Raw genomic sequence first — 25,103 nt, forward strand, 5'->3', positions numbered from 1 at the left:
GCCGGCGGTGAGGGCTGGCAGGGGAGTGTGCGGCACGCTGTGTGCTCGGAGCGTCCTCGTCGCTGAGACGCTGCTCTCGTCAGCCGATGACTCCGAACAAGGCTCCCAGCACGCACGTGCCCGTCGCCAGTGAGATACCGACCGTGGGTATTCGGAACCAGTATCGCGCGCTGGCGACCAGCATCAGCACGCGGCCGTCACGGTCAGGTTGCCTTCTCGCAAGTGCTTTGCGAGCTGCTCGGCGCTCTCGCAGCAGTTGCGCGACCTGGCGCACCACGGGACTGTCAGAACAACGGTGGATCTGGGACTGCCTGGCCCTGGCCGGCAACGCCCACGCGATCTACATGAGCCTGGACGACTCCCTGCGGCGCATCTGCAACCAAGCGTTCTTCGACCGGATCAGCGTCTACGAGCACGACGGCACCGACATCGTGACCGCCGACCACGGCAAACCCTTCGATGCCCTGTTCGCCACCGCGCTCCATGCCGATGCGCTCGCCTACGACGAGCTGGTACAGGCAGGGGCAGACGCCAAAACTGCTCTTGTCGGAAGCTTGAACATCCAACATTGGGTGGGCGCAATGGAACGCTGCGGGAACAGACGACCACGGGTTGAGAGACTGGTTTACGCATGGAATCAGGAGCTTGGGGTCGCCGTCGAGCCCGTGGGCGAGCCCGACGATCCACTCATCGCGGCGGCGGAGCCAAGGAGACGCGCTCGAACACGGCTCACTGAGGCGGAAGTGGACGCTATGCGAACATCCCGCGCGCAGGGCGTGAGCGTGAACGCGCTGGCGCGCCGGTTCGGGGTTCACCGGGGCACGGTGTGGGCGAAGACGCGGGAGTTGCGGTGAGAACGGCACGCGACTTCATGGGCGCACTGTGAGTGCAAGGGGGACGCCCGTGTTTGTCTCGATCCAGGTGCGCAACACGGGGTCGATCCACCCGGCCAGGGTCAGCAAGTCATCCCACCGAGCATCGAGGTCGAGCGACCAGATGCGGTGATGGTGCCCGATGCGGTTGCGTAGATCACGCATCCTGGCGAGTCGATTCCGCACCGGGACCGGGGAACGGTTCGGGGCATGGGCGAACGCGGCGGCGAGGTCCGGCCAGAGGAACATCTGCCTCCGGGCAACAAGCTGATGCCAGAACCCGAAAGGCAGTTCCGAGATGATCTGCGCAGGGTCGAGCGGCTTCCCGTTGGCCTGTACCCGGCGGATCGCGGTTGCGATGTCTAGGTATGGATAAGAGTGACGACCAACCCCACGGGCGTCACGGCCCAACAGTCGAGCGTCGTCGAACACCCAGTGCCGAGCCTGCCCCTGATTGCGCTGACGTAGCATCAGGCGTGCGTCGAGAGCGTTGCGGAGGGAGACTTCCAGGTAGCCGAGGGCTTCCCAGAACGCTGCCGAGCAGCGGCTGTTCCACTGGTACACAGCGGCTGTTCCACTGGTACAAGCGTGCCGCGGCCTCTTCATCACCGTCGGTCGCGGTCAGGTAGAGGCGGAGGCGTTCGTCGGAGAAGTGCCGACGCATCAACTCCCACTCCGACGTCTCGCCAGAGTGGTGCGTCATCGCTGCTCCTGAGGTAGTCTGGCGTGTGAACACCCCGGAACCGTCCCTGTAGCTCCTCGGAGCCGATCACACGGCCGGGGTTTCAACATTCTCCCACTCGGAAGCGCGACGAGTCGGCGAGTCCACACCGGCCCTGTTGCCGATCAGGCTCCGTCAAAGAGGTCGTGCAGGTGCGGCTGGTTGCCATTGCACACTTCGATCATGAAGCGGTGGATGAGTTCGGCCCGGCGGTCGAGGTAGACCAACCCGCGCGGCACCACCTACGCCTACTTCGTCTGCTCCAGCCGCGCCGCGAAGAAGACCACCTGCACCCGACGCGCCGTGCCCGTCCAGGTTGCTGAGCGTCCGGTCGAGGACTCCTACAGAGACATTACGATCAGCGAGGAAGACTACCGACATCTCGCCGCCGAAGTCGATGCCGCGTTCGATGAGCAGAGCGCCGGATGGGACCAGGACTTCACCGACCTCACCGCCAACCGCGCCAGGCTCGAAGCCGAGAGCGACAAGCTGCTGGCGGCGCACTTCGCCGACGCCATCGACCTACCCACGTTGAAGCGGCACCAAGACCGCATCCGCGCGGGCCTTGCCGACATCGAACAACGTCTCGCCCAGGACGATGAACACCACGCACGGGCGCGGGCGTTCCTCCACGACTCCCTGCGCCTGCTGACCGACCCACACCGCGCCTACGAGCGCTCGGACGACGGGAATCGGAGGTTGGCGAACCAGGCGTACTACACGCGGCTGGAGATCACCGACGACGAGCAGCTACGCCCGCGCCTCGCGGAGCCGTTCAAGACGATCGTCAGCGAAGCGCGCGGAGGCAAGGAAGCGAAACGGGAACACCCAACATCTACTGATGTCGCGTGTTCCCGTAAGACACTCTGGGTGGGCCCTGCCGGGATCGAACCGACGACCTACTGGGTGTAAACCAGTTGCTCTACCCGCTGAGCTAAAGGCCCTCGGGTTCAGTCTAGGCAGGCCGGTGTCGTAGGTTGGACGCGTGAACGCGTCACCCGCCGATCAGCGGCGACTCCTCGATCTCGCCGCCCTCGACGCGCGGATCCGCCACGCCGACCAGACCCGCCGCCAGCCCCCGCAGGCCGTGCGTGTGCAGGCTCTGATCGCGCAACGCCAAGAACTGTCGCAAGAGCTCGCCACCAGGTTGGGCGCGCGCGACGACCTGCAGGCGGAGCTCACCCGGATCGAATCGGATGTCTCGATCGTCGACGCCCGCGCTGAGCGCGACGCGCAGCGGCTCCAGGCCGTCACCAACGCCAAGGACGCGCAGGGGCTCGAGCACGAGATCGCCTCCCTCGCCAAACGCAAGAGCGACCTCGAGGATGCCGAGCTCGAGGTGATGGAGCGGCTCGAAGAGGCAGAGGCGGCAGTGGCCGCGCAAGAGGCGCTCATCGCGGTCACCAACGACGAAGGAGCGCGGCTCAGCACGGAGGCGCAGGCGGTCGTCGCGGACGCGACGGCGGCTCTCGATGCGGCGACGCGCGATCGCAGCGCGGTCGCGGGAGGCCTCGCCGGCGAGTTGCTTGCACTCTACGAGCGCCTGGCGACCCGCAGCGCGGGCGCGGCCCTTTTGCGTCGCCAGACCTGCGAGGGATGCCACATGGTGCTGTCCGGCACCGACCTGCAGACGATTCGCCAGGCCGACGAGAACGCGGTCGTGACGTGTCCAGAGTGCGAGTGCATTCTGGTGCGGACCGAGGAGTCCGGCCTGTGAGGCGCCGCGTCCGCCACCGGTGACCGATACGATGCCAGCGGCGTCGTGGGTCGTCCTCGGTCGCGCGGACAGCACGGTCGTAGCTGTGTCGCTGGACCGGTCGGGCGCAGAACTGGCACGCGTGCACGTCGCGGATCTGCCCGCGTGGGTGTCGTCGCAGGAGGGGGCGACCGCGCCCCGCTGGGTGTGGAACGACACGCCGGCCTGGTACGCGCCCTTGCTTGCGGCGGGAGTGCGCGTCTCCCGCTGCCACGACCTGCGGCTGAGCCACGCCATCTTGCGCGACAGCGAGCTGGCGCCCCACGCCGCCTCGTTGCGGGCAGCGACAGCGTGGGATGCGGCGTCGGCGGAGGAGATCGCGCCGAAGCCGACGTTGTTCGAGCTGGATGGCGCGGCCCCGACCGGCGTGCCCCACGACGTCGACGAGGTGATCGCCGAGTTCGCTCGGCAGCAGCAGGCGCTCGACGCGGCCGACGAGGGCCGACTGCGCCTGCTGCTCGCAGCCGAGTCGGCGGGCGCGATCATCGCCGTCGAACTGCGGGCGGCGGGGTTGCCGTGGGACGCCGCCGCGCACGACGAGCTGCTCGTCGCACTCTTGGGCCGCCGGCCGTCCGGAGGCGGCCTTCCGGCGAAGGTGCAGGACGCAGCCGAACGCGTCCGCGCCGCGCTCGGCGACACGAGCGCGAGTCTGGACTCCCCGCCGAAGCTGCTGCGCGCGCTGCACCGGGTGGGCGTGCTCGTCGAGTCCACGAGCCAGTGGGAGCTGCAGGGGCAGGCTCACCCCGTGATCGCGCCCCTGCTGGAGTACAAGAAGCTCGCGCGGCTGCTCAGCGCGAACGGGTGGGCGTGGCTCGACACTTGGGTGCACGAAGGCCGGTTCCGGCCGGTGTATGTGCCGGCCGGCGTCGTCACCGGCCGGTGGGCGTCGTCCGGCGGGGGCGCGCTGCAGCTGCCCCGCCAGCTGCGGCCCGTGGTGCGCGCGGACCCGGGGTGGCGGCTCGTGGTGGCGGATGTCGCCCAGCTCGAGCCCCGCGTGCTCGCCGCGATGTCGCGCGACGAGCGCCTCGCCGGCGCCGCGCGCGGCCGTGACCTGTACGAGGGCGTCGTGTCCAGCGGAGCCGTCGCCACGCGAGCAGAAGCCAAGATCGCTCTGCTGGGCGCCATGTACGGAGCGACGACCGGAGACAGCGGCCGGCTCGTGCCCCGGTTGCGCAACGGCTACCCGAAGGCGATGCGGCTCGTCGACGAGGCTGCGCGGGTGGGCGAGGAGGGCGGCCACGTCTCGACGTGGCTCGGCCGCACCTCTCCTTCGCCTTCCGAGGCCTGGGTCGGCGCGCAACGCCGCGCCGCCGAGCCCGACGCCCGCGAGGCGGACGAGACGCGAGCGCGCCGGTGGGCGCGTGATCGCGGCCGCTTCACCCGCAACTTCGTGGTGCAGGGAACGGCCGCAGAATGGGCCCTGGCGTGGCTGGCCGACGTGCGGATCAGACTCGCGCAGTTCCCGCCGGTAGGAGAGGAGGATGCCGCGCCGGCATCCGGCCCGGCCTTCGCCACCCGCCCGCACCTCGCGTTCTTCCTGCACGACGAGATCATCGTGCACACCCCGGCGGTGCACGCGGAAGCGGTCGCTGACGCAGTGCGAGACGCCGCCGCGGCGGCAGGACGGCTGCTGTTCGGCGACTTCCCGGTCGACTTCCCCCTCGACCTCAGAATCGCGGACACAGCCGACAAGCCGTGAGTGTCAGCCGCAGGCGAGCTCGCCCTCCGCGAGCTTCGGCTCCGAGATGAGCGGCGTGTGCAGGATCGTGGGGGAGCGCGGCTCGGTCGCCACGGTGGCGAAGCGGAACGCGACGGTGGTCGACTCGCCCGGCGCCACGGTGACCTGCGTCGCGCTGACCATGAATCCGTTGTCGTTGCGCTGCACCGGACCCACGGCCTTGCCGTCCACGGTCACGGCGCCGAAGAACGCGCTGCTTGGCCCCGACACCGCCACCGAGGTCGCGATGTCGCCGGGCTTGGTCCCGAACTGGCCTCCGCCGGTCACGCTCGTCGGGAACAGCTTGCCCGCCTGCGCCGGCGCCGTGTTCTTCAGCGTGACGGACACCTCGACCAGCTCGGAGCCGCCCGCCTCGCATCGACCAGAGCTCCCGGCGATCGAGACATCCAGGAACGTGTCCATCTTGCCGCCGGTCGCGTCGTTGAAGTAAACGGCGTACGCGTCTCGCCCGGCCGCGCGTTGCCGGGCGGCGGGGCCCGCCAGCGGCGTCTGCGCCAGGACATCCTGCTCTGCCTCGTGCGAGCTCCACACCGAGACGCGCCCCTGGTCCAACGGCTCGGCGAGAGCCTTCGTCAGACTCATCGGGTCGGTTCCGCGCGTGAGCTTTGTGAAGACGGCGGATGCAGCGTGCTCGAAGACCTTGGTCTGCTGGCTCTGCGACAGCTTCTGGTACGGCTCCACCAGAAGGCGTTCGACGAGGTTGTCGGCGGTCAGCTTGCCGTCGGGCGTCTTGACCGGACCCAGTGCGCGCAGCACCGCCTGCAGCACCACCGGGTCGACCGACACGACGGTGTCGGGAGCACGGTGGAAGCGTTCCTTCCACCACGCCGACGCCAACTGTCCGGTGAGCACGAAGTCCGCCGTGATCGACACGTTCTGCACGTACTCGCCGATCGTGGCGCCGTAGAGGGCAGTGGTGGACCGGGGGAGCGGAACCGGGGGGTTGTCGGCGCGCGGGAAATCGGACGAGTCGGCCTGACGCACGATGGAGAGCGCGCCGTTGTCGGCCGCGAGCTCGATGAACGTGCCCGTGATGCCGCCGCCGGTGCGCAGCTCGGCGTTGTTCTGCACCATCAGCAGGATGCGGCGGCGCTCATCCGCGCCGAGGATGGTGGGCACGACCGAGCTCGCCTGAGCGAGGGTGTGCACCGCCGGACCCGCCTGCTCCACGGCGCCGCGCAACCGGGTGACGCCGTCGGCGACAGTCGGCAGCAGCGCGCTGGCATCCAGCTGCGCCAGCGCGTCGGCGGCCGTGTCGACGGTGTCGTCGGCGCGCGCCAATGCGGGCTCGGCATCGCGCAAGGCGGCCACGTTCAGCAGGGCGTCGCTCGCGTCGTCTTCGGCGAGCAGAGTCTGCGCCGCGTCCAGGACAGGCTCGGCTGCGCCGGTGGCCAGGGCGTGCGCCTGCTCGGCTGCCACGCGCACGGCTGTCAGATTGGGCCCGACAAGCGGAACGCTCTCGGCGACTCGCCAGACCGGGTCGCCCGTCGCACCGGCCGCGTCCCCGCTGTGTTGCGCCAGGTGGCTTGTCGCTTTGTCGGCCGCGGCGAAGTCGCCGGCGCCGACTGCCGCCGTCAGCTGCTTGGCGTCGCTGACGGATGCCTCAAGGCCGTCCTTGGCCTGAAGGCCGCGGAACACGAGCCAGCCAATGGCGCCGACCAGCACGAGCCCCACGGTCACCAACACGACGACGAGCGGACGCGGCCGACGGGCGACACGCCCGTCGGGACGCATCGCCCGCCTTTCGGCCATAGAGCGAGCCTATCGTTCGGCGCGGCGGCGGCGGAGCGTCAGGCCCGCGCCCACGGCCAGAGCGGCGACGCCTGCACCGGCGGCGACCAGCGACACGGTGCCACCCGTTGTCGCGAGCACGTCGGGGTCGTCGGCCAGCACGGCCGTGTCGCCACACGACGCGCCGGACAGCGGAATCGACGTCGAGGCGGCGTCGGCCGGGTCGACGTACAGCGTCGCCGTCACGTCGCCCGCGGCCCAGCCGCTCGGGCGCTCCACCGAACCGGACAGCTGGCCGTCGACGAGCGCGCCGAGCGTGATGGTGCTCGTGTTGCCGCCTTTGCTGAGCTCCAGGTACGCCGTGTGGCCCGAGCCGGACGAGCCGGTGAGGTCGACGTTGTAGTCGATGTACGGGTTCTCGCCGTTGCAGGTGGCGGTCACGCCGGAGCCGGCGAGAGTCGTCTCCCCGGACGTCGTCGGCGTGTAGTCGTCAGCCGCGAGCGCGGCCCCGGACGACAAGCCGACCGCGGCGATCGAAAGTGCGGTCGCAGCAATGATCCTGCGCATGAAATCAGCCTCCCCAAAAGCTGTGTTGCCGAGATGACCTGAGTACTCTGTCGAGCGCTCACGCGACCTCCCACAGGCGCGTGTCGGGGCATCTCGTGTTTCCCTGCTCCCACCGTAGCCCATGGCGGCGAGAATCCTCACCATCAGGGCGCGAGTCTTTGGCAGAACCTGAGCAAGCGGCAGCGTGGGTGGGTATACTGCGTGGCGCGAATGGGTCGGCTGGACGGTCGCGTTGCGGGAGGCCGCACCGAGGAACGTCCGGGCTCCGCAGGGCAGGGCGGTGGGCAACACCCACCCGGAGCGATCCGCGAGACAGTGCCACAGAGAGCAGACCGCCATTCGGTCCCGACGGGACCGGATGGCAAGGGTGAAAGGGCGGTGTAAGAGACCACCGGGGCCGTGGTGACACGGCTCGCATGGCAAACCTCGCCCGGAGCAAGGCCAGACAGGGGATGACGACGCGGCCCGCCGAGTCCCCGGGTAGGCCGCTAGAGCGGCGCGGCAACGCGTCGCCGAGAGAGATGACCGTCCACGGGGCTTCGGCCCCCGGACAGAACCCGGCGTACAGGCCGGCCCATTCGCGCTTGTGCCGGCGGCCAGCGCCGCGGCGCCGCGCTCAGTCGGCGGCCAACGCCGCCGCCCCGATGATCCCCGCGTTGTTGCGGTGCACAGCGGGAACGATCGGCGCGCGCAACGACAGCAGCGGCAGGAAGCGCTCCGAGTGCTTCGACACGCCGCCGCCGACGACGAACAGGTCGGGGGAGAGCAAGAACTCGACGTAGTTGTAGTACCACTGCAGACGCCGCGCCCATTTCTCGTAAGAGAGCCCGTGGCGCTCCTTGGCGGAGAAGGCCGCGTACGTCTCCGCATCCCCGCCGTGGTTCGCGCGCTGGATGTGGCCGAGCTCGGTGTTCGGCACCAGGATGCCGTTGTAGACGAGGGCGGTGCCGATACCGGTGCCGAGCGTGGTGAGCACAACCATGCCGTCCACGCCCTTGGCGGCGCCGTAGCGCTGCTCGGCGACGCCGGCGACATCCGCGTCGTTGGCGAACGTGATGTCGCGCCCTAGGCCTTGCTCGAAGAACTTCTCCGCGGCAAATCCCACCCATCGATCGGAGACGTTCGCAGCCGACATCGTGCGGCCGCCCTTCACGATGGCCGGGAAGGCGACGCCGAGAGGCAGGTCGCTGTCGGCGACCTCAAGCGTCTCGAGCACCTGCGTCACCGCCGCAAGCACGTCTTTCGGTTCCGCGCCGGGGGGCGTTGCTACCTTGATGCGGTCAGTGATCAAGCGGCCTTCGACGAGATCGACGACGCCCGCCTTGATACCCGTCCCGCCGATGTCGACCCCGATTGCCTGACGATTCGCTGCAGCCATGGCTCATACCCTAGCGACAGTCGCCGCGCGGCATCGAGTTCGGATGTCTGTCGCTGGATAGGATCGAGGAAGCGGGCAGAGGAGGGCGCCATGTCGGTCGACGAAGCGAGGTACTGGTACAACCTCAAAAGCGGCGAAGTCGAACATGGTCCGCAGTCGCTCGGCATCGACAGGGCGGGGCCCTTCGATTCCGCCGAAGAGGCAGCCCGCGCGCCGGAGATCATCCAGGAGCGCGCCCGCGCCTGGGCAGAAGAGGAAGCCCGCGACGGCGACTGACCATCTGCCCCGCGGGCAGTAGTCTGGCATTCGGAAACCGCCCGATGAGGGGATGCGATGGACAAACAGCGTGACTTCGTACTGCGCACGATCGAGGAGCGCGGTGTCAAGTTCGTCCGCCTCTGGTTCACCGATGTCATCGGCACCCTGAAGTCGGTCGCGATCGCGCCCGCGGAGGTCGAGGGCGCGTTCACCGAGGGGCTCGGGTTCGATGGCTCGGCGATCGAGGGGCTGACCCGGACCTTCGAGTCCGACCTGCTCGCCCACCCCGACCCCACGACGTTCCAGATCCTGCCGTGGCGCGGCGAGATCGACCCCACGGCTCGGATGTTCTGCGACATCACGACCCCCGACGGCGCGCCCGCGGTCGCCGACCCGCGAAACGTGCTCAAGCGCGCGCTGCAGCGCGCGGGCGATCTGGGCTTCACGTTCTACACGCACCCCGAGATCGAGTTCTACCTGTTGAAGTCGTCGCGGTACGGTCCCGACGGCCCCGAGCCCGTCGACTCGGCCGGCTATTTCGACAACGTGCCGGGCGGCACGGCGAACGACTTCCGCCGGCGCTCCGTGCGCATGCTCGAGGACCTCGGCATATCGGTCGAGTTCAGCCATCACGAGGGCGGTCCCGGCCAGAACGAGATCGACCTTCGCTACGCCGACGCGCTGGCCACCGCCGACAACATCATGACGTTCCGCACCGTGGTCAAGGAAGTGGCGATCGAGCAGGGCGTGTACGCGACGTTCATGCCGAAGCCGCTCGAGGGGCGGCCCGGCAGCGGCATGCACACCCACATGTCGCTGTTCGAGGGCGATGTCAACGCGTTCTACGACGAGGGGGCCAAGTACGAGCTCTCGCACGTCGGCCGCCAGTTCATTGCCGGGCTGCTTCGCCACGCGGGCGAGATCTCGGCCGTGACCAACCAGTTCGTCAACAGCTACAAGCGGCTGTGGGGCGGCGACGAGGCGCCGAGCTTCATCACGTGGGGCCACAACAACAGCTCCGCGCTCGTGCGGGTGCCCCGCTACAAGCCGAACAAGGGGCAGTCCTCGCGCGTCGAGTACCGCGGCCTCGACTCCGCGGCCAACCCGTACCTCGCCTTCGCGCTGCTGCTTGCGGCGGGGCTCAAGGGCATTGAAGAGGGCTACGACCTTCCCGCCGAGGCAGAGGGCAGCGTGTGGTCGTTGACCGACGTGGAGCGCCGCGCGCTCGGCTACGCTCCGCTGCCGGCAAGCCTCGACCACGCGCTCGGGCAGATGGAGGATTCCGAGCTGGTGGCCGAGACACTGGGCGAGCAGGTCTTCAACTACGTGCTGCGCAACAAGCGCAGAGAGTGGCAGGAGTACCGCACCCAGGTGACGCCCTTCGAGTTGAAGAGCAACCTGGAGATGCTCTGAGCGGAGCGCGTCGCGTGAGCACCACCGAACGGACGTCGCCCCTGGCGGGGCTGGCTCGAGCGGGCTTTAGCAGTCTCGGCCACGCCGCAGAGCTTCTCGCCGAGCTCGCCTCCTCGACAGGCGCGGGCCGTGACGAGCTTGTGGAGGCCGCTGCGGCATCGGCCGACCCGGACGCGGCGCTCGAAGGCCTGTCGCGCATCGCCCGGCGCGACCCGCACGCCGTGCGCGGCGCAATGTGGGACCCGCACACGCGCCGCGCGACGTGGGCACTGCTCGGCGCGTCATCCGGGTTCGCCGACTTCTACCTGCGCCACCCCCACGAGCTCGCGCACCTCGCCGAGGCAGGACGCGCGCTCCCCTCCGCGCACGCGCTGCGGGCAGAGCTGCTCGACGCGGTCGGCGCCGCCGACGGGTTCGCCTCCTGTGGGGACGAGTCGGCGTGGGTGGCGCTGCGCGTGCGGTACCGGCGCATGCTCGCCCTCATCGCCGCTTACGACCTGCTCAGCGATGACCCCGTCGCGGTCGTCGCGGAGGTGTCGACGGCATTGGCGGATGCCGCGGCGGCGGCCTTGGAGGCATCCCTCGCCGTCGCTCGCGCGCGTGTGTCCGCGGGCGCCGTCGGCGTCGCTCGCATCCCCCCGGAGCACGTGGCACGCACTCGCCTCGCGATCATCGGCATGGGCAAGGCGGGCGCGCGCGAGCTCAACTACGTGAGCGACGTGGACGTCATCTTCGTCGGCGGCGCCGGGGACGACGCTCTCGCCGAGCTCGGCGAGAGCCGAGTGATCGACATCGCGACGCGCCTGGCGGTGCAGACGATGCGCGGAATCTCGGGCGCCGAGGTGGAGCCGCCGCTGTGGGAGGTCGACGCGAACCTGCGGCCGGAGGGCAAGCAGGGGGCCCTGGTGCGCACGCTCGACTCGCACTTGTCGTACTACGACCGGTGGGCGAAGGGGTGGGAGTTCCAAGCGCTGCTCAAAGCACGGTGGATGGCGGGGGACGAGTCGCTCGGACGCGCGTACGTGGAGGCTGTGCAGCCGAAGGTGTGGACGAGCGCGGCGCGGGAGAGCTTTGTGGAGAACGTGCAGCGCATGCGCGAGCGGGTCACCGAGCACATCCGCCCCGAGGACGTCTCCTACCAGATCAAGCTCGGCCCGGGCGGACTGCGCGACATCGAGTTCACCGTGCAGCTGCTGCAGCTCGTGCACGGCCTGAGCGACGAGCGGCTTCGCCAGCGCGGCACGCTGGAGTCGCTGGACGCCCTCGTCTCCGAGGGCTACATCGGCCGTCCGGAGGCGGCGGCGTTCGCGCGGGACTACCGCGTGCTGCGTGTGCTGGAGCACCGCATGCAGCTCAAAGCCCTGCGGCGCACCCACCTGATGCCCGCCGACGACGAGGGCCTGCGCGTGCTGGCGCGCGCCAGCCGCCTGGCGGAGACCGGCGACGGCGTGTGGGAGCTCTGGGAGGGGGTGAAGCGGGAAGTTCGCGACATCCATGTCCGTCTCTTCTACCGTCCGCTGCTGAGCGCCGTTGCCGCGCTCCCGCAGGACGAGTGGGCGCTGTCGCCGGAGCAGGCGCGCGACCGGCTCGCGGCCATCGGGTTTCGCGACCCCGCCGGCGCGCTGCGCCACATTGGCGCGCTCACCGGCGGCCTGAGCCGCACCGCGACCATCCGCCGCCACCTCATGCCGGTGCTCATCCGCTGGTTTGCCGACGGCGTCGACCCCGACTACGGGCTGCTCGCCTTTCGCCGCGTCAGCGAGCGGCTCGGCGACACGCCCTGGTACCTGCGCATGATGCGCGACTCGGCCGGCGCCGCCGAGAGCCTGACCCGCGTGCTGTCGGGCTCGCACTATATCGGCGAGCTGATGGAGTGGATCCCGGAGGCTGTGGCGTGGCTCGACTCGAACGAGCAGCTGCGGCCGCGCCCCGGCCCTGTGCTGCAGGAGGAGGCACTGGCGATCCAGAGCCGGGCCTCGACCGTGGAGGACGCGATGCGCGCCGTGCGCGCGCTGCGCCGCCGCGAAATGCTCCGGACGGCGATGGGAGCCGTCTTGGAGGTGCTCACGATCGACGAGGTCGCTCAGGCGCTGACGACCATCACGGAAGTGACGATCCAAGCCGCCCTGCGCGCCGTGCGCCGCGAGGTCGTCTCTCCCGACGACGACGCGCTCGAGTTCGCCGTGATCGCGATGGGGCGCTTCGGCGGGTCCGAGCTCGGGTTCGGGTCGGACGCGGACGTCATGTACGTCTACGAGGCCAACGGGGTCGACCCGCAGCGGGCCAACGAGCTCGCGCTCAAGCTCGTCGCCGAGCTGCGCCGGCACTCGGAGGACCATCGCCTGCCGCTGGAGCTGGATGCCGGGCTGCGCCCGGAAGGCCGCAATGGCCCGATGGCCCGCTCGCTGGACGCGTACGCCGAGTACTACCGCCGGTGGTCGCTCTCGTGGGAAGCACAGGCGCTGCTGCGCGCTCGCGGCGTGGCCGGCAGCGTCGGGCTGATCGAGCGCTTCACCGCCTTGGCCGACGAGATCCGCTACCCGGTCGCCGCCGACCCCCAAGGCATCAGGGAGATCAAGCGGATCAAGGCGCGGGTCGAGAACGAGCGGCTCCCGCAGGGCGCCGACCCCTCGCGGCACCTGAAGCTCGGGCCGGGATCGCTCAGCGACGTCGAATGGCTCGTGCAGCTCGTCCAGCTGCAGCACGCGCACCGCGTGCCCGGCTTGCGCACGACATCCACCCTGGACGCGCTGGAGGCCGCGAGAGCCGAGGGGCTGGTGCCGGATGCCGCGGCCGCCCGCCTGCGCGAGGCCTGGCGCCTCGCCAGCCGCCTGCGCTCGGCGAACACCCTCTACACCGGCCAGACCAGCGACGTGCTGCCGGTGGACCGCCGCCAGCTCGACGGGCTCGGCCGCATCCTGGTCTATCCGCCGCGCTCGGCCAATGCCGTCGAGGAGGAGTACCTGCGGGCGACGCGCAGGTCGCGTCGGGCGTTCGAGAAGCTCTTCTATGGGTGAGCCTGCCGAAGCCTGAGCCTGCCGAAGCCTGGCGCGCCGCTTGAGCGCCGAGACCCGCTTTCGACGCCGAGACCCGCCTGCGCGAGACGTGTCTCGGTGCGACAGGCGGGTCTCGGCGCTCACGCGCCGTGTGGGCGTGTGGCGTCAGACCCCGAAGTACAGCTCGTACTCGAACGGGTGCGGGCGCTGCGCGAGGGGCTGGATCTCGTTCTCGATCTTGTAGTCGATCCAGGTCTCAATGAGCTCGGGGGTGAACACGTTGCCGCGGGTGAGGAACTCGTGGTCCTCGCGCAGGGCCTCGAGCGAGTCCAATAGCGAGTTCGGCACCTGCGGGATGCCCTTGGCCTCCTCGGGCGGCAGCTCGTACAGGTCCTTGTCGACCGGCTCGTGCGGCTCGATGCGGTTGATGATGCCGTCGATGCCGGCCATCATCTGCGCCGCGAACGCGAGGTACGGGTTGCCCGAGGCATCCGGCGCACGGAACTCGATGCGCTTCGCCTTCGGGTTCGACCCCGTGATCGGGATGCGGATCGCGGCCGAGCGGTTGCCCGCCGAGTAGACGAGGTTGACCGGGGCCTCGAAGCCCTTGACCAGCCGGTGGTAGCTGTTGAGCGTCGGGTTCGTGAACGCGAGCACCGCCGGGGCGTGCGCGAGCAGGCCGCCGATGTACCAGCGGGCGATGTCGCTCAGGCCGCCGTAGCCCTTCTCGTCGTAGAACAGCGGCTTGCCCTCGAGCCACAGCGACTGGTGCGTGTGCATTCCCGAGCCGTTGTCGCCGAACAGCGGCTTGGGCATGAAGGTCGCGACCTTGCCCCACTCCAGCGCGGTGTTCTTGACGATGTACTTGAACTTCAGGATGTCGTCGGCCGCGTGCACCATCGTGTCGAAGCGGTAGTTGATCTCGGCCTGGCCGCCAGTGCCCACCTCGTGGTGCGCGCGCTCGAGGATCAGACCCGACTCGATGAGCTTGAGGCTGATGTCGTCGCGCAGGTCGGCCTGCTTGTCGACCGGCGAGACGGGGAAGTAGCCGCCCTTGTACGGGGTCTTGTTGGCGAGGTTGCCGCCCTCTTCGACGCGGCCGGTGTTCCAGGCGCCCTCCTCGGAGTCCACCTTGTAGAAGCTCTCGTTCTGCTTCACTTCGTAGCGGACGTCGTCGAAGATGTAGAACTCCGCCTCCGGAGCGAAGAACGCGGTGTCGGCGATGCCGGTCGAGGCGAGGTACTTCTCCGCCTTCTTGGCGACCTGGCGCGGGTCCTTCGCGTAGATCTCGCCGTTGCGCGGGTTGTAGATGTCGAACACCATGACCAGGGTCTTCGCCTCGCGGAACGGGTCGACATACGCGGTGGAGACATCCGGGATCAGCTGCATGTCCGACTCGTGGATGTTCGCGAAGCCGCGAATCGACGAGCCGTCGAACAACTGGCCGACCGTGAAGAATTCCTCGTCGACGGTCGAGGCAGGGATGTTGAAGTGCTGCTGCACACCAGGGAGGTCCGTGAACCGGATGTCGAGGAACTTGATGTCCTCGTCCTTGATGAACTTCAGCACCTCGGAAGAGTCTTTGAACATGGAGTCTCCAGTGTCGGGTGCGGAACGCGCCTGCTCCAGGCAGGCTGGATCGAACTTATCGAGCGGGCATTGCTCGCCAGTATCTCGCATGTTTCGGGGAGGTTACGCGCGACTGGTTACGCTGGACCGGTGTCCGGATCCCTCGAGCCCAGCGCTTACCCGGGCGAGCGGCTCGGACTCCCCGAAACCGGCCCGGGCAGCGTGGGCCGCATCGGCCGCCGCATCGGCGCGTACCTCATCGACGCGATGTGCGCGTCCGTGGTCTCGTCGGCGTTCTTCGGCGCGGAGGCGTGGGCGACGCTCGCGGTGTTCGCGGCCGTGCAGATCGTGTTTGTTCCCACCATCGGGGGCAGTCCCGGGCACCGGCTCGTCGGCATGCGGGTGGTGCTGCTCGGCGGCGGCTGGGTGGGGCTGTGGCGGCCGATCGTGCGCACGGCCCTGATCGTGCTGTTGATCCCTGCTGTCATCTGGGACTCAGATCAGCGCGGCTTGCACGACAAGGCCATCGGCACGGTGTTGGTCCGCGTGTGAGGCGAGTTGCTGCTTCGCTCACCGACGGAGGATGCGGCGGGCCAGCCAGTTGCCGAAGAACTGCACGCCCTGGACGATGACAATGATGACGATGACCGCCGCCCACGTCACCCACGGGTTGAACTGGCGGAACCCGAACACCTGGGCGAACTCGCCGAGGCCGCCGGCGCCGACGACGCCCGCCATCGCGCTCATGTCGACCAGCGCCACGACGATGAACGTGTAGCCGAGCACGAGCGGACCGAGGGCCTCGCGTGGGACGAGCCGGAACAGGATGCGCGACCGGCTGGCGCCGGCCGCTCGGGCCGCTTCGATCACGCCGGGCTGCACGGTGAGCAGGTTCTGCTCGACGATGCGGCTGATGGCGAACAGCGACGCCATCACGATTGCGAAGATGCCGAAGTCGATCCCGATGCCGCTGATGCCGACCGCTCGTGCGAGCGGCTGCACCGCGCCGATCAGGATGATGAACGGAATCGGCCGGAAGGTGTTGACGATGACGTTGAGCACCCCGAACACGGCCTTGTTGGGAAAGAGGCTCCCCGCCCGCGTCGCGTAGAGGGCCAGGCCCAGCACGAGCCCGGCCAGGCCGCCGAAGACCAGGCTGAAGGCCACCATGTACAGAGTCTCCGCGGCCGACAGCCACAGGTCGGGAAGGAGGTCGACAAGCCTATCCACGAGCGTCCTCCTCGATGATCGGCGCGATGGCAGACGCCGCCTCGATCGCTTGCTGCACCGCTTGCGGCTCGCCGTCGACGGCCAAGGTGAGGTGGCCGAAGACGCGCCCTCTGATGTCATTGATGCCGCCGTGGATGAGTTCGAAGCGCACCCCGTGGCGGCCCAGCGCGCTGAACACGTCCGACTGGGCGCGTTCGCCGTCGCGCACGGTGAAGGTGACGATGCGGCCCGGATGGCGCCGCCGCAGCGCCGCCAGTTGCGGCCCCGACGGGACGTCTTCGATCGTGCTGGCGACGAACCGCTTCGTGGCGGGATGCTGTGGAGAGGCGAGAATCTCGAACACCTCGCCCTGCTCGATGACCTGGCCGTTCTCCATCACGACGACCCGGTCCGCGATCTCGCGGACGACATCCATCTCGTGGGTGATCACCACGATCGTGATTCCGAGCTCCACGTTCACGCGCTTCAGCAGCGCGAGCACTTCCTGCGTGGTGTCGGGGTCGAGTGCGCTCGTGGCCTCGTCGGCCAAGAGGATGCGGGGGTTGCTGGCCAGGGCGCGCGCGATGCCCACGCGCTGCTTCTGCCCGCCGGAGAGCTGTTCGGGGTAGTTTCGGGCGCGATCAGAGAGACCGACGAAGCTGAGCAGCTCGTCCACCCGCGCCGCGATCTCGGCCTTCGGCCGGCGGGCCACTTCGAGCGGATACGCGACGTTCTTGGCGACGGTGCGCGATCCGAACAGGTTGAACTGCTGGAAGATCATGCCGATGTCGCCGCGCAGCGCGCGCAGTTCGCGTTCGGACAGACGGGTGATGTCGCGTCCGTCTATCTCGACCGACCCCGCCGTCGCCGTTTCGAGCGCGTTGAGCAGGCGCAGCACGGTGCTTTTCCCTGCGCCCGAATAGCCGATGATGCAGCACACCTCGCCCTCTGCGATCGACAGGCTCACGTCGTCGACGGCGACAATGGGCGGCCCGCCCTTCGCGGCCGGTTCGAACGACTTGGTCACCCCGGTGAGGCTGATGAGGGTCATTGCGGCTCCTTGAGCGCTAGTGGACGATGCGCGGCCCGCTCGCCGAGCGGGCCGCGCAAGCGCCGGTCGGTCACTGTTTGGCGCGGATGTCGTCCTCGACCTCGTGGAGTGACGAGACGAGGTCCTCAACGGGTGTCTTCACGAAGACCGCGGTGTCGCCCGACGACTCGAACACACCGTCGAGCACGTCCTGGCTGTTTTGGTAGATCTCGACAAGCTTCAGATACGTCGGGTTGTCCGCGTCCTCCGCACGCGCCGCGAAGATGTTCACGTACGGGAGCGCGTTCGGGTCGGACGGGTCGTCCTGCGCGATCGCGTCGGATGCTTTGAGGCCGGCGTCCTCGAGGAAGTCGTTGTTGACGATCGCGGCAGCGACGTCGGGGAGCGAGGTGGCGGTCACGGCGGCGTCCAGCGCGACGACCTCGACCTTCGAGTTGGCCTTGTCGATCTCATCGAGCGTGGAGAAGATCGTGCCGCCGCCGGTCAGCGTGATGAGGCCGGCGGACTGCAGGATGAGCAGGCCGCGGGCTTGGTTGCTCTCGTCGTTCGGGACGGCGACCTTGGCGCCTTCCGGGATGTCGGCGACCGACTCGTACTGCGTGGAGTACAGCCCCAGCGGGTAGATCGCGGTGGCGCCGATCGGCTGCAGGTCGCTTTCCGTGCCCACGTTGTAGGTGGCGAGGTAGACGATGTGCTGGAACTGGTTGAGATCCAACTCCCCCGCGGTGAGGGCCGGGTTGGGCTGCGTGTACTCGGTGAAGTTGACGAGCTCGATCTCGATGCCCTCGGCGGCCGCCGCCTCCTTGTACGTCGTCCAGTACGGATCGCCCGCGCCAACGACGCCGATGCGCACCGGCTCGCTGTCCTCGCTCTCGGCGGGGTCCGCGCCGCCGGAGCAACCGGCGAGCAGCAATGCGAGCGGTAGGGCTACGGCGGCAGCCTTGGCGAACTTGGTGACCATGTGACACTCCTCGGATCGGTGCCGAGGAGGGAACCCGCCCCGGCATGACTCGACGCTAGGGCTCACCGGGCGAGTATTCCGCGTCGGCCGTAACACGCCGACACGTGGGGGTTCGTTGCGTCCGGCGGCTACCGGGGCCGCGACGCGCGCACCTTCAGCGGGTCGATGCCCTTCGGGATCGGCAGCGAGGCGGAGGTCTGCGACACCGACTCGAGCCGCTTGATCACCGCCGCCATGGTCGCCTTGTCGATTTTCGAGGGCAGCGCCTTGATCCGGGTCGTCAGCATCTTGATGGGCACTTCGTCTTGGCCGTGACCGAGGTAGAAGACAGTCACGGGCACGCCGTGGGCGACCCGCTGTGCCTTCGAGCGCTCCTCGTTGACCAGGCGCGTCAGCCGGCCGCGAGAGCCCTCGCCGACGATCACGATTCCGGCTCGGCCGACCGCGCGGTACACGGCTTCCTGTGTGCGCGGGTTGACGCCCACCGGCGTGTCGCTGGCGCTCCACGAGCGAGGGAGGCTGGTGGACAGCACGTGGCCCGCTGCGCCGGGCATGCCGTCGATCTTCTTGTACATGGCGGAGGTGGACAGGCGCGTGAGCGTGAACATCGCGATCATCAAGCCGGTCGCCAGGCCCATGAAGCCCCACATGACCGCGCTCCAGACCGAGGATGCCGGGAAGACCAGGCCCAGCACCACTCCGAGGCCGATGCACGCGAGCAGAATGCCGATCAGCACCCAGGGCAGCCACGGGTACTCCGCTCTCGTGAAGTTGTAGAGCGTCGTGATCTGCCGGAAGAACCCGGGCTTCTTGTTCGGGTCGCGGGGTCGTCTCGCCATGGGTCCAGCCTACCGCCGCAGCGTGGCGCGGCTCATGCTCCTCCCCAGGCGGTCCGCGCGGCACGCTGTCCACAATTGCGGCCTTCCGCGCCCTCCACGCTCGCGCAGGGGGCGAGACTCGAGGCGTGATGCCATCCGCTTCCGAGGCCGGCGCCGGCGACGACGCGCCGCTCACCGACGCCTACCGGCTGTTGCGTCGGGTCTCGCCGCCGGAGTCGCCGCTGCCGGGCTGGCTAGCCAGCGTCGGAGACGGCGCCACGGTGGTGCTGGTCGCGCCCGACGACGTGCCGGCGGCGCTCGTGTCGCCGGCTGAGCCCGGCGGGCACGTCTTGGCGCCGCGCGACCTGGTGCGCTGCGGCGCCGGGCTGCGCGTGGAGTTCGAGTGGTGCACCGAGCGCGTCGACCGCCTGCTCGCTCGGCGTGAGGCGGCTCGGTCGGCCCTGGCCGCGGGGGAGTGCGTGACCCTCGCGGTGAGCCTCAGCCGCGGTCTGGCGGAGTTGGCGGCGACCAGGCCCCGCCGGGAGCGCGGGTGGCCGGCGGGGGAGTGGTGGATGACGGACCGCGCCAGGCCCGTGTTCGTGCACACGCCCGACGGCGTGAGCGCCGACGACGGCGCCCGCGCGCTGTGGCGGCGCTGCGCCGAGCTCACCGAGCACGCCGGCCTGCGCTCCACGGTGTCTCGGCACGCCGAGGACGGCGACCTGTCGGCGGGCGCGGCGTTCGAGGAGGAGCTGTTCGAGCTCGCCGCGGCGGCGGCCGTCTCCACCGCTCCGACGCGGGCCAGGGATCTGGATGCCGCGGCCGGCCTGGGCGCGCGGCCGGACGAGGCGATGCGCGCGCCCCGCGCCGCTCCCCGTCGGAGGCGGGCCTTTGTGGAGCGCCATGTCGACGCCGACATCGCCGGCCTGGTGTCGGACGCCTTGCACGCGGTCGTGCGCAGGCTGCGTGCCAGAGGCCGGCCGAGGCCGTGGCTGCTCGCTGCCGGCGCCGCGGCGGCCGTGATCGTGGTCGGCGCGATGTGGCCGACGGGCGACTCCGCGCCCGCCGTGGCGAAGCCGCCCGCGTCCGCGGCATCCAGCCCTCCTGCTGCCTCGCCAACGCCGACCCGCTCTCCGAGTGCGCCGGCGGAGGCAGCCGGACCGGAGCGGATCGCCGCCGCGCTGCTCGACGCGCGCATCGCCTGCCGCGACGACCTCGAGTGCCTCGCCGACGTCGTCGAGCGACCGCGCGCGCCGTGGCCCGCCGGCGCCTCCAGCGCCGCTGCGCACGAAATCACACTCCTCGACGAATTCGGGAGCGTCGCCGTCCTGCGCGTCGACGACGACCAGGGCGGTGCCCAGCTCGTCGTGATCGCGCACAGCGACGGCCGATGGCTCATCCGCGACGTGCACGACGCCGAGCGCCGCGACGGATGAGCCAGCGGGCGTCAGATTCCCAGGCTCGCCTCGAAATCGGCAGCCTCGAGGCGCTTCTTGATGGCGCCGAGGAAGCCAGCCGCGTCGGCGCCATCGACGATGCGGTGATCGTACGAGAGCGCGAGGAACACGTAGGAGCGGACCGAGATCGCGTCCCTGCCGTCCACCGTCACGACGCCCGGGCGCTTGACCACCGTCCCTGTGCCGAGGATCGCGCTCTGCGGCAGGAAGACGACGGGAGTGTCGAACAGCGCGCCGCGAGAACCGGTGTTGGTGACCGTGAAGGTGCCGCCGCCCAGCTCGTCCGGCTTCAGCTTGTTGTTGCGCGAGCGGCTCGCCAGATCGGCGATGTCGTGCGCGATCTGCGCGATGTTCTTCGTGCCGACGTCGCGCACCACGGGGGTGAGCAGGCCCTTCTCGGTCTCCACAGCGATCGAGATGTTCTCGGTGGCGGGGTAGACGATGTTGTCGCCGTCGACGGTCGCGTTGATCACGGCGTGCGACTGCAACGCCTCCGCAGCCGCGAGGACGAAGAAGGGCAGGAAGGACAGCTTGTCGCCGGTCTTCTCCAGGAAGGTGTTCTTCGTCTGGTCGCGGAACGCCGCCAGCTTCGTGACATCCACCTCGACGACCGTCGTCAGCTGCGCGGTCTGCTGCATGGAGGCGACCGCGCGCTCGGCGAGGATCTTGCGCAGACGCGACATCGGCTGGGTCGTGCCACGCAGCGGCGAGACCTCGACCGCCGGCGCAGCCGCCGCAACAGCGGGCGGCGCCGCGGCGGGCGCTGCCGCTGCCTCCGCCGCCTTCAGCACGTCCTCCTTGCGGATGCGGCCACCGACTCCGGTTCCCGTGACCGCCGACAGGTCGACGCCCTGCTGCTGGGCCAGTCGCCGAACCAGCGGGGTCACATAGGTGGGCACGTCGTCGCTGGCTGCCGCCGCCGGCGCGGCTGCGGGGGCAGGAGCCGCGTGCTCCGCCGGGGTCGGCTCTGGGGCAGCGGGCGCTTCTGCGGCAGCGGGCTCTTCTGCGGGAGCGGGCGCCGTCGCCGGCTGTGCGGGAGCGTCGCCGATGCGCGCGAGCGCCGAGCCGACGGCAACCGTCTCGTCCTCGTGCACCAGGATCTCCTGGAGGGTGCCGCTGAACGGCGACGGGATCTCGGTGTCGACCTTGTCCGTCGAGATCTCCAGCAGCGGCTCGTCGGTGTCGACCTGGTCGCCGACCTGCTTCAGCCAGCGCGTGACCGTGCCCTCGGTGACGCTCTCGCCGAGCTCGGGGAGCACGACGTCCTTGCCGCCGGCCGCCGGGGCCGACGAGGCGGCCGGCGCGGGCTCCGCGACGGGCACATCCGCAGCCGGCTCGGGCTCGGGCGCCTCCTGAGCACTCTCGTGCGTCGACTCGGGCGCGACAGGCGCGCTGGAGCCGTCGCCGATCTTCGCCAGCACGGCGCCGACCTCGACCGTCTCGTCCTCGTGGACGAGGATCTCCTCGATCACACCGCCCACCGGCGACGGGATCTCGGTGTCGACCTTGTCCGTCGAGATCTCCAACAGGCCCTCATCGGCCTCGACCGTGTCACCGACCTGCTTGAGCCAGCGGGTGACCGTTCCCTCCGTGACGCTCTCGCCGAGCGCGGGGAGGACCACGGAAGTGCTCATGACGTGTCTCCTTCGATGCCGATGTCGTGTCTAGCTTAGTGAGCGGAGCGCCCTCGGATGCGGGACGCCATCACAGCGTGTGCAGCGGTTTGCCCGCCAGGGCGAGAAAAGCCTCGCCGAGGGCCTCGCTCTGGGTCGGGTGGGCGTGGATGAACGGCGCGATGTCTTCCGGGTGCGCCTCCCACGCGACCGCGAGCTGCCCCTCGGTGATGAGCTCGCCGACGCGGTCGCCGAGCAGGTGCACACCGACCACGGGGCCGTCCTTGCGCCGAATGACTTTGACGAGCCCGCCGGTGCCGATGATCTCGCTCTTGCCGTTGCCGGCCAGGTTGTACTCGTGGGCCACGATCGCGTCGGCGCCGTGCTCGGCGGCCGCCTGCGCGTGGGTCAGACCGACCGATGCCAGCTCGGGGCTGGAGTAGGTGACGCGCGGCACCAGCGACTCGGGAACGACGACGGGGTCGAGCCCGGCGATCTCCTCCGCCACGAAGATGCCGTGCTGGAATCCACGGTGCGCCAGCTGCAGGCCCGGGACGATGTCGCCGACGGCCCACACTCCGGGAGCGCTCGTGCGCAGCCGGTCGTCGGTCACGACGAAGCCGCGGTCCAGCGTCACCCCCGCCTCCTCGAACCCGAGGCCGTCGGTGGCCGGTCCGCGCCCGACCGCGACCAGGAGGTAGTCGGCCTCCAGCACGGCGCCGTCTTCCAGGCTGACCGACACACCGGCATCCGTCTGCTCGACGCCCTGGAAGCGCACGCCGAGCCGGTACGCGATGCCGCGCTTGCGGAACGCGCGCTCCAGCCCCTTGCTGAGCGCCTCGTCCTCGTTCGGCGCGAGGTGGGCAAGCGCTTCGACGATCGTGACCTCCGCGCCGAACGAGCTCCACACGCTCGCGAACTCGACGCCGATGACGCCGCCGCCCAGGATCACGACGCGGTCGGGCACTTCCGCCAGCGCAAGCGCCTGCTCGCTGGTAATCACCCGCCCGCCGATGTCGAGGCCCGGCAACGAACGGCTGTGCGATCCGGTCGCGAGCACGACAGCCGTCCCCGTGTACGCGTCGTCGCCCACGTGCACCGTGCGATCGGCGCCGAGCCGGCCGCTGCCTGCGACGACCGTGACGCCGCGCGCCTTGATGAGGCCCTCGAGCCCCTTGAGCTTTTTCGCCACGATGCCCTCGCGGTAGGCCGTGACGGCGGACATGTCGATGCCCTCGAAAACTGCCCGCACGCCCACGGATGCCGCGTGCCTGGCGTGTTCTGCGACCTCGGCGGTGTGCAGCAGCGCCTTCGTTGGAATGCACCCGCGGTGCAGACACGTGCCGCCGAGCTTGTCCTTCTCGACGAGGGCGACCGACCTGCCGAGCTCGGCGGCGCGCAGCGCGGCCGCGTAGCCGCCGCTTCCGCCGCCGAGGACGACGAGGTCGAAGTCGTGGGCGCTCACTGGACTGCCTTCCCGTCGCCGGCCTTCGCGGCGACGAACTCGACGAGCGACCGCAGCGTTGCGGCCGTGGGGCCCTTGTCGGTGTAGCCGTGCGGGCCCGACTTGTTCATGCCGACGCCCGCGATGTCGAGGTGCACCCACGGGATGCGGGGGGCGTCGGCGTCGTCCGAGACGCGGCCGACGAAATGGCGCAGGAACAGACCGGCGAACAGCGATCCGCCGGCGGGGTCTCCGATCTTGGCGTTCTGGAGGTCGGCGATCGGCGACTCGAGCTCTTCGACCATGTGCTCGGGCAGTGGCAGATGCCAGGCCGGCTCGCCGGCCCGCGCGGCGGCGGCGAGGAAGTCGGCCACCGCCTCGTCCTCGCCCATGACACCGGCGTGGCGTGTGCCGAGCGCGACCGTGATCGCCCCCGTGAGGGTTGCCACGTCGACGATGACGTCTGGCCGCTCTCGGCTGGCGGCTGCGATTCCGTCGCCGAGCACGAGCCGGCCCTCGGCGTCGGTGTTGAGCACCTCCACGGTGGTCCCGTCGACGAGGCGCAGCACGTCTCCTGGGCGGGTCGCGCGGCCGGACGGCATGTTGTCGGCGATGCACAGCCACACTGTCAGGCGCACGGGCAGTTCTTGAGCGGCCACCGCGCACAGAGCGCCGAGCACGGTCGCGGCGCCCGCCATGTCGTATTTCATGCCGACCATCGATGCGGCTGGCTTCAGCGAGAGCCCGCCGGTGTCGAACGTGATGCCCTTGCCGACGAGCGCGACGTGTGCCCGCGCGTCGGCGGGCGCGTAGGAGAGCCGCACGAGCCGTGGCGGGCGCTCCGATCCGGCGCCCACGCCGAGGATGCCGCCGAACCCGCCCTCCTCGAGCGCGCTCTCGTCGAGCACCTCCACCTCGACGGGAAGGCCCTCGACCGCCGCCGCGGCGTGCGCGGCGAGGTCGGCCGGCCCGAGGTCTCGCGCGGGCGTGGACACGAGGTCTTTCACGAGCGCGACCGCGTCGACGATCGACTGCGCGGCGCGGAGCTCGTCGTCGCGCCCGTCGGCGTCGGCGTGCACGGTGACGCGCGTGGCGCGCTTCTTGCCGCCGTCCGACTTGTAGCCGGCGAACGTGTGACCGCCCAGGCCCGCGCCCTCCGCGGCTGCGCGCCACAGCGCCGGGTCGGCGTCCGGGGCGGAGACGGCGACTTCGTTGAAACCCGTGAGCGAGCGGATGCCGGCCCCGACCGCGTTGCGCAGGGCCGCGGCGTCCGGGCTCGCTCCCGTCCCCACCACGGCGGTCGGCTTCGCGGTCGCGTCCGGCACGTGCACGCGGCAGTACGAGCCGAGCGCGCCGGTGAAGCCGACCGAGGCGAGTGCGGCGACGAGTCCCGGCCAGCCCGGAATGTCGTCGGCCTCCGCCTCGAGCGGAGGGAGCGCCAAGAGGATCGCGTCGGCTACGGAGTCGTGGATCGGTTCGCGGCTATGCGCGAGCTCGGGCTTCGGCATTCCTCCATCCTAGGTTCGGGGCGACCCTCCAGCACGGAACGTA

The 25,103-nt window shown here is 70.0% G+C and carries 20 protein-coding genes, 1 tRNA gene and 1 other RNA gene; 9 read left to right on the top strand and 13 right to left on the bottom strand.

The genetic code is table 11. The features are described 5' to 3' along the window. Window positions 1-86 precede the first annotated feature (86 nt). Window positions 87-854 (top strand): hypothetical protein, encoded by a 768-nt coding sequence (locus QM611_RS07300; RefSeq protein ID WP_415079246.1) that lies wholly within the window; start codon window positions 87-89, stop codon window positions 852-854. Between the two features lie 15 nt (window positions 855-869). Here the strand turns inward: QM611_RS07300 and QM611_RS07305 are convergent, their stop codons facing one another. Continuing rightward, window positions 870-1,436, bottom strand: a complete 567-nt coding sequence (locus QM611_RS07305) for a hypothetical protein (protein WP_415079247.1) — start codon at window positions 1,434-1,436, stop codon at window positions 870-872. A 1,028-nt stretch (window positions 1,437-2,464) separates the two neighbouring features. Then, window positions 2,465-2,537 (bottom strand) — tRNA-Val (locus QM611_RS07310). Between the two features lie 41 nt (window positions 2,538-2,578). Here QM611_RS07310 and QM611_RS07315 point away from each other — a divergent pair. Further along, complete coding sequence (locus QM611_RS07315; RefSeq protein ID WP_415079248.1) at window positions 2,579-3,310, top strand: zinc ribbon domain-containing protein; 732 nt, start codon at window positions 2,579-2,581, stop codon at window positions 3,308-3,310. 31 nt (window positions 3,311-3,341) lie between these two features. Next, complete coding sequence (locus QM611_RS07320) at window positions 3,342-5,048, top strand: bifunctional 3'-5' exonuclease/DNA polymerase (protein ID WP_415079249.1); 1,707 nt, start codon at window positions 3,342-3,344, stop codon at window positions 5,046-5,048. A gap of 3 nt (window positions 5,049-5,051) precedes the next feature. Here QM611_RS07320 and QM611_RS07325 read toward each other — a convergent pair whose 3' ends face one another. Together QM611_RS07325 and QM611_RS07330 are read right to left on the bottom strand one after the other, a co-directional pair. After that, window positions 5,052-6,839, bottom strand: coding sequence for a DUF4012 domain-containing protein (locus QM611_RS07325; RefSeq protein WP_415079250.1), 1,788 nt, complete (start codon window positions 6,837-6,839; stop codon window positions 5,052-5,054). A gap of 9 nt (window positions 6,840-6,848) precedes the next feature. Continuing rightward, window positions 6,849-7,385 carry an LPXTG cell wall anchor domain-containing protein gene (locus QM611_RS07330; RefSeq protein WP_415079251.1) on the bottom strand — a complete coding sequence of 179 codons (537 nt, stop codon included), beginning with the start codon at window positions 7,383-7,385 and terminating at the stop codon, window positions 6,849-6,851. 211 nt (window positions 7,386-7,596) lie between these two features. Here QM611_RS07330 and rnpB point away from each other — a divergent pair. After that, window positions 7,597-7,966, top strand: an RNA gene (gene rnpB, locus QM611_RS07335) — RNase P RNA component class A. A 35-nt stretch (window positions 7,967-8,001) separates the two neighbouring features. Here the strand turns inward: rnpB and ppgK are convergent. Beyond that, a complete protein-coding gene (gene ppgK / locus QM611_RS07340; protein WP_415079252.1) occupies window positions 8,002-8,763 on the bottom strand; it encodes a polyphosphate--glucose phosphotransferase in 762 nt (253 codons plus the stop codon). A 90-nt stretch (window positions 8,764-8,853) separates the two neighbouring features. Between ppgK and QM611_RS07345 the strand changes: the two genes are divergently transcribed. From QM611_RS07345 to QM611_RS07355, 3 genes are read left to right on the top strand one after another with little or no spacing between them, the layout of a single operon-like run. Then, a complete protein-coding gene (locus tag QM611_RS07345; RefSeq protein ID WP_415079253.1) occupies window positions 8,854-9,039 on the top strand; it encodes an SPOR domain-containing protein in 186 nt (61 codons plus the stop codon). 57 nt (window positions 9,040-9,096) lie between these two features. Then, window positions 9,097-10,434 carry a glutamine synthetase family protein gene (locus tag QM611_RS07350; protein WP_415079254.1) on the top strand — a complete coding sequence of 446 codons (1,338 nt, stop codon included), beginning with the start codon at window positions 9,097-9,099 and terminating at the stop codon, window positions 10,432-10,434. Window positions 10,435-10,448: 14 nt separating this feature from the next. Next, the gene (locus QM611_RS07355) at window positions 10,449-13,451 is read left to right on the top strand and encodes a bifunctional [glutamine synthetase] adenylyltransferase/[glutamine synthetase]-adenylyl-L-tyrosine phosphorylase (RefSeq protein ID WP_415079255.1); all 3,003 of its coding nucleotides are present in this window, start codon (window positions 10,449-10,451) and stop codon (window positions 13,449-13,451) included. Window positions 13,452-13,595: 144 nt separating this feature from the next. On the opposite strand, the gene glnA is transcribed toward QM611_RS07355, so the two are convergent. Continuing rightward, window positions 13,596-15,020 carry a type I glutamate--ammonia ligase gene (gene glnA / locus QM611_RS07360; protein WP_415079256.1) on the bottom strand — a complete coding sequence of 475 codons (1,425 nt, stop codon included), beginning with the start codon at window positions 15,018-15,020 and terminating at the stop codon, window positions 13,596-13,598. Window positions 15,021-15,149: 129 nt separating this feature from the next. Between glnA and QM611_RS07365 the strand changes: the two genes are divergently transcribed. Further along, complete coding sequence (locus QM611_RS07365) at window positions 15,150-15,551, top strand: RDD family protein (protein WP_415079257.1); 402 nt, start codon at window positions 15,150-15,152, stop codon at window positions 15,549-15,551. Between the two features lie 18 nt (window positions 15,552-15,569). Here QM611_RS07365 and QM611_RS07370 read toward each other — a convergent pair whose 3' ends face one another. The 4 genes from QM611_RS07370 to QM611_RS07385 form a co-directional block, all read right to left on the bottom strand. Then, window positions 15,570-16,229: an ABC transporter permease subunit gene (locus tag QM611_RS07370; RefSeq protein ID WP_415079258.1), complete on the bottom strand. Its 660-nt coding sequence runs from the start codon at window positions 16,227-16,229 to the stop codon at window positions 15,570-15,572. Further along, complete coding sequence (locus QM611_RS07375) at window positions 16,222-17,259, bottom strand: methionine ABC transporter ATP-binding protein (protein WP_415079259.1); 1,038 nt, start codon at window positions 17,257-17,259, stop codon at window positions 16,222-16,224. The genes QM611_RS07370 and QM611_RS07375 overlap by 8 nt, the downstream gene beginning before the upstream one ends. A gap of 70 nt (window positions 17,260-17,329) precedes the next feature. Beyond that, window positions 17,330-18,220 carry a MetQ/NlpA family ABC transporter substrate-binding protein gene (locus QM611_RS07380; protein ID WP_415079260.1) on the bottom strand — a complete coding sequence of 297 codons (891 nt, stop codon included), beginning with the start codon at window positions 18,218-18,220 and terminating at the stop codon, window positions 17,330-17,332. A 128-nt stretch (window positions 18,221-18,348) separates the two neighbouring features. Next, the gene (locus QM611_RS07385) at window positions 18,349-19,059 is read right to left on the bottom strand and encodes a DUF4191 domain-containing protein (protein ID WP_415079261.1); all 711 of its coding nucleotides are present in this window, start codon (window positions 19,057-19,059) and stop codon (window positions 18,349-18,351) included. Between the two features lie 128 nt (window positions 19,060-19,187). On the opposite strand from QM611_RS07385, the gene QM611_RS07390 reads away from it, so the two are divergent. After that, complete coding sequence (locus QM611_RS07390) at window positions 19,188-20,474, top strand: hypothetical protein (protein ID WP_415079262.1); 1,287 nt, start codon at window positions 19,188-19,190, stop codon at window positions 20,472-20,474. A gap of 11 nt (window positions 20,475-20,485) precedes the next feature. Here the strand turns inward: QM611_RS07390 and sucB are convergent, their stop codons facing one another. The 3 genes from sucB to QM611_RS07405 form a co-directional block, all read right to left on the bottom strand. Continuing rightward, window positions 20,486-22,129: a 2-oxoglutarate dehydrogenase, E2 component, dihydrolipoamide succinyltransferase gene (gene sucB, locus QM611_RS07395; RefSeq protein WP_415079263.1), complete on the bottom strand. Its 1,644-nt coding sequence runs from the start codon at window positions 22,127-22,129 to the stop codon at window positions 20,486-20,488. Between the two features lie 70 nt (window positions 22,130-22,199). Further along, window positions 22,200-23,573: a dihydrolipoyl dehydrogenase gene (gene lpdA, locus QM611_RS07400; protein WP_415079264.1), complete on the bottom strand. Its 1,374-nt coding sequence runs from the start codon at window positions 23,571-23,573 to the stop codon at window positions 22,200-22,202. Then, the gene (locus QM611_RS07405) at window positions 23,570-25,060 is read right to left on the bottom strand and encodes a leucyl aminopeptidase (RefSeq protein ID WP_415079265.1); all 1,491 of its coding nucleotides are present in this window, start codon (window positions 25,058-25,060) and stop codon (window positions 23,570-23,572) included. Before QM611_RS07405 ends, lpdA begins: the two co-directional genes overlap by 4 nt. Between the last annotated feature and the right edge of the window lie 43 nt (window positions 25,061-25,103).

Origin of the sequence: Microbacterium sp., assembly GCF_047606685.1 — a bacterium.
Classification (GTDB): Bacteria; Actinomycetota; Actinomycetes; order Actinomycetales; family Microbacteriaceae; genus Microbacterium.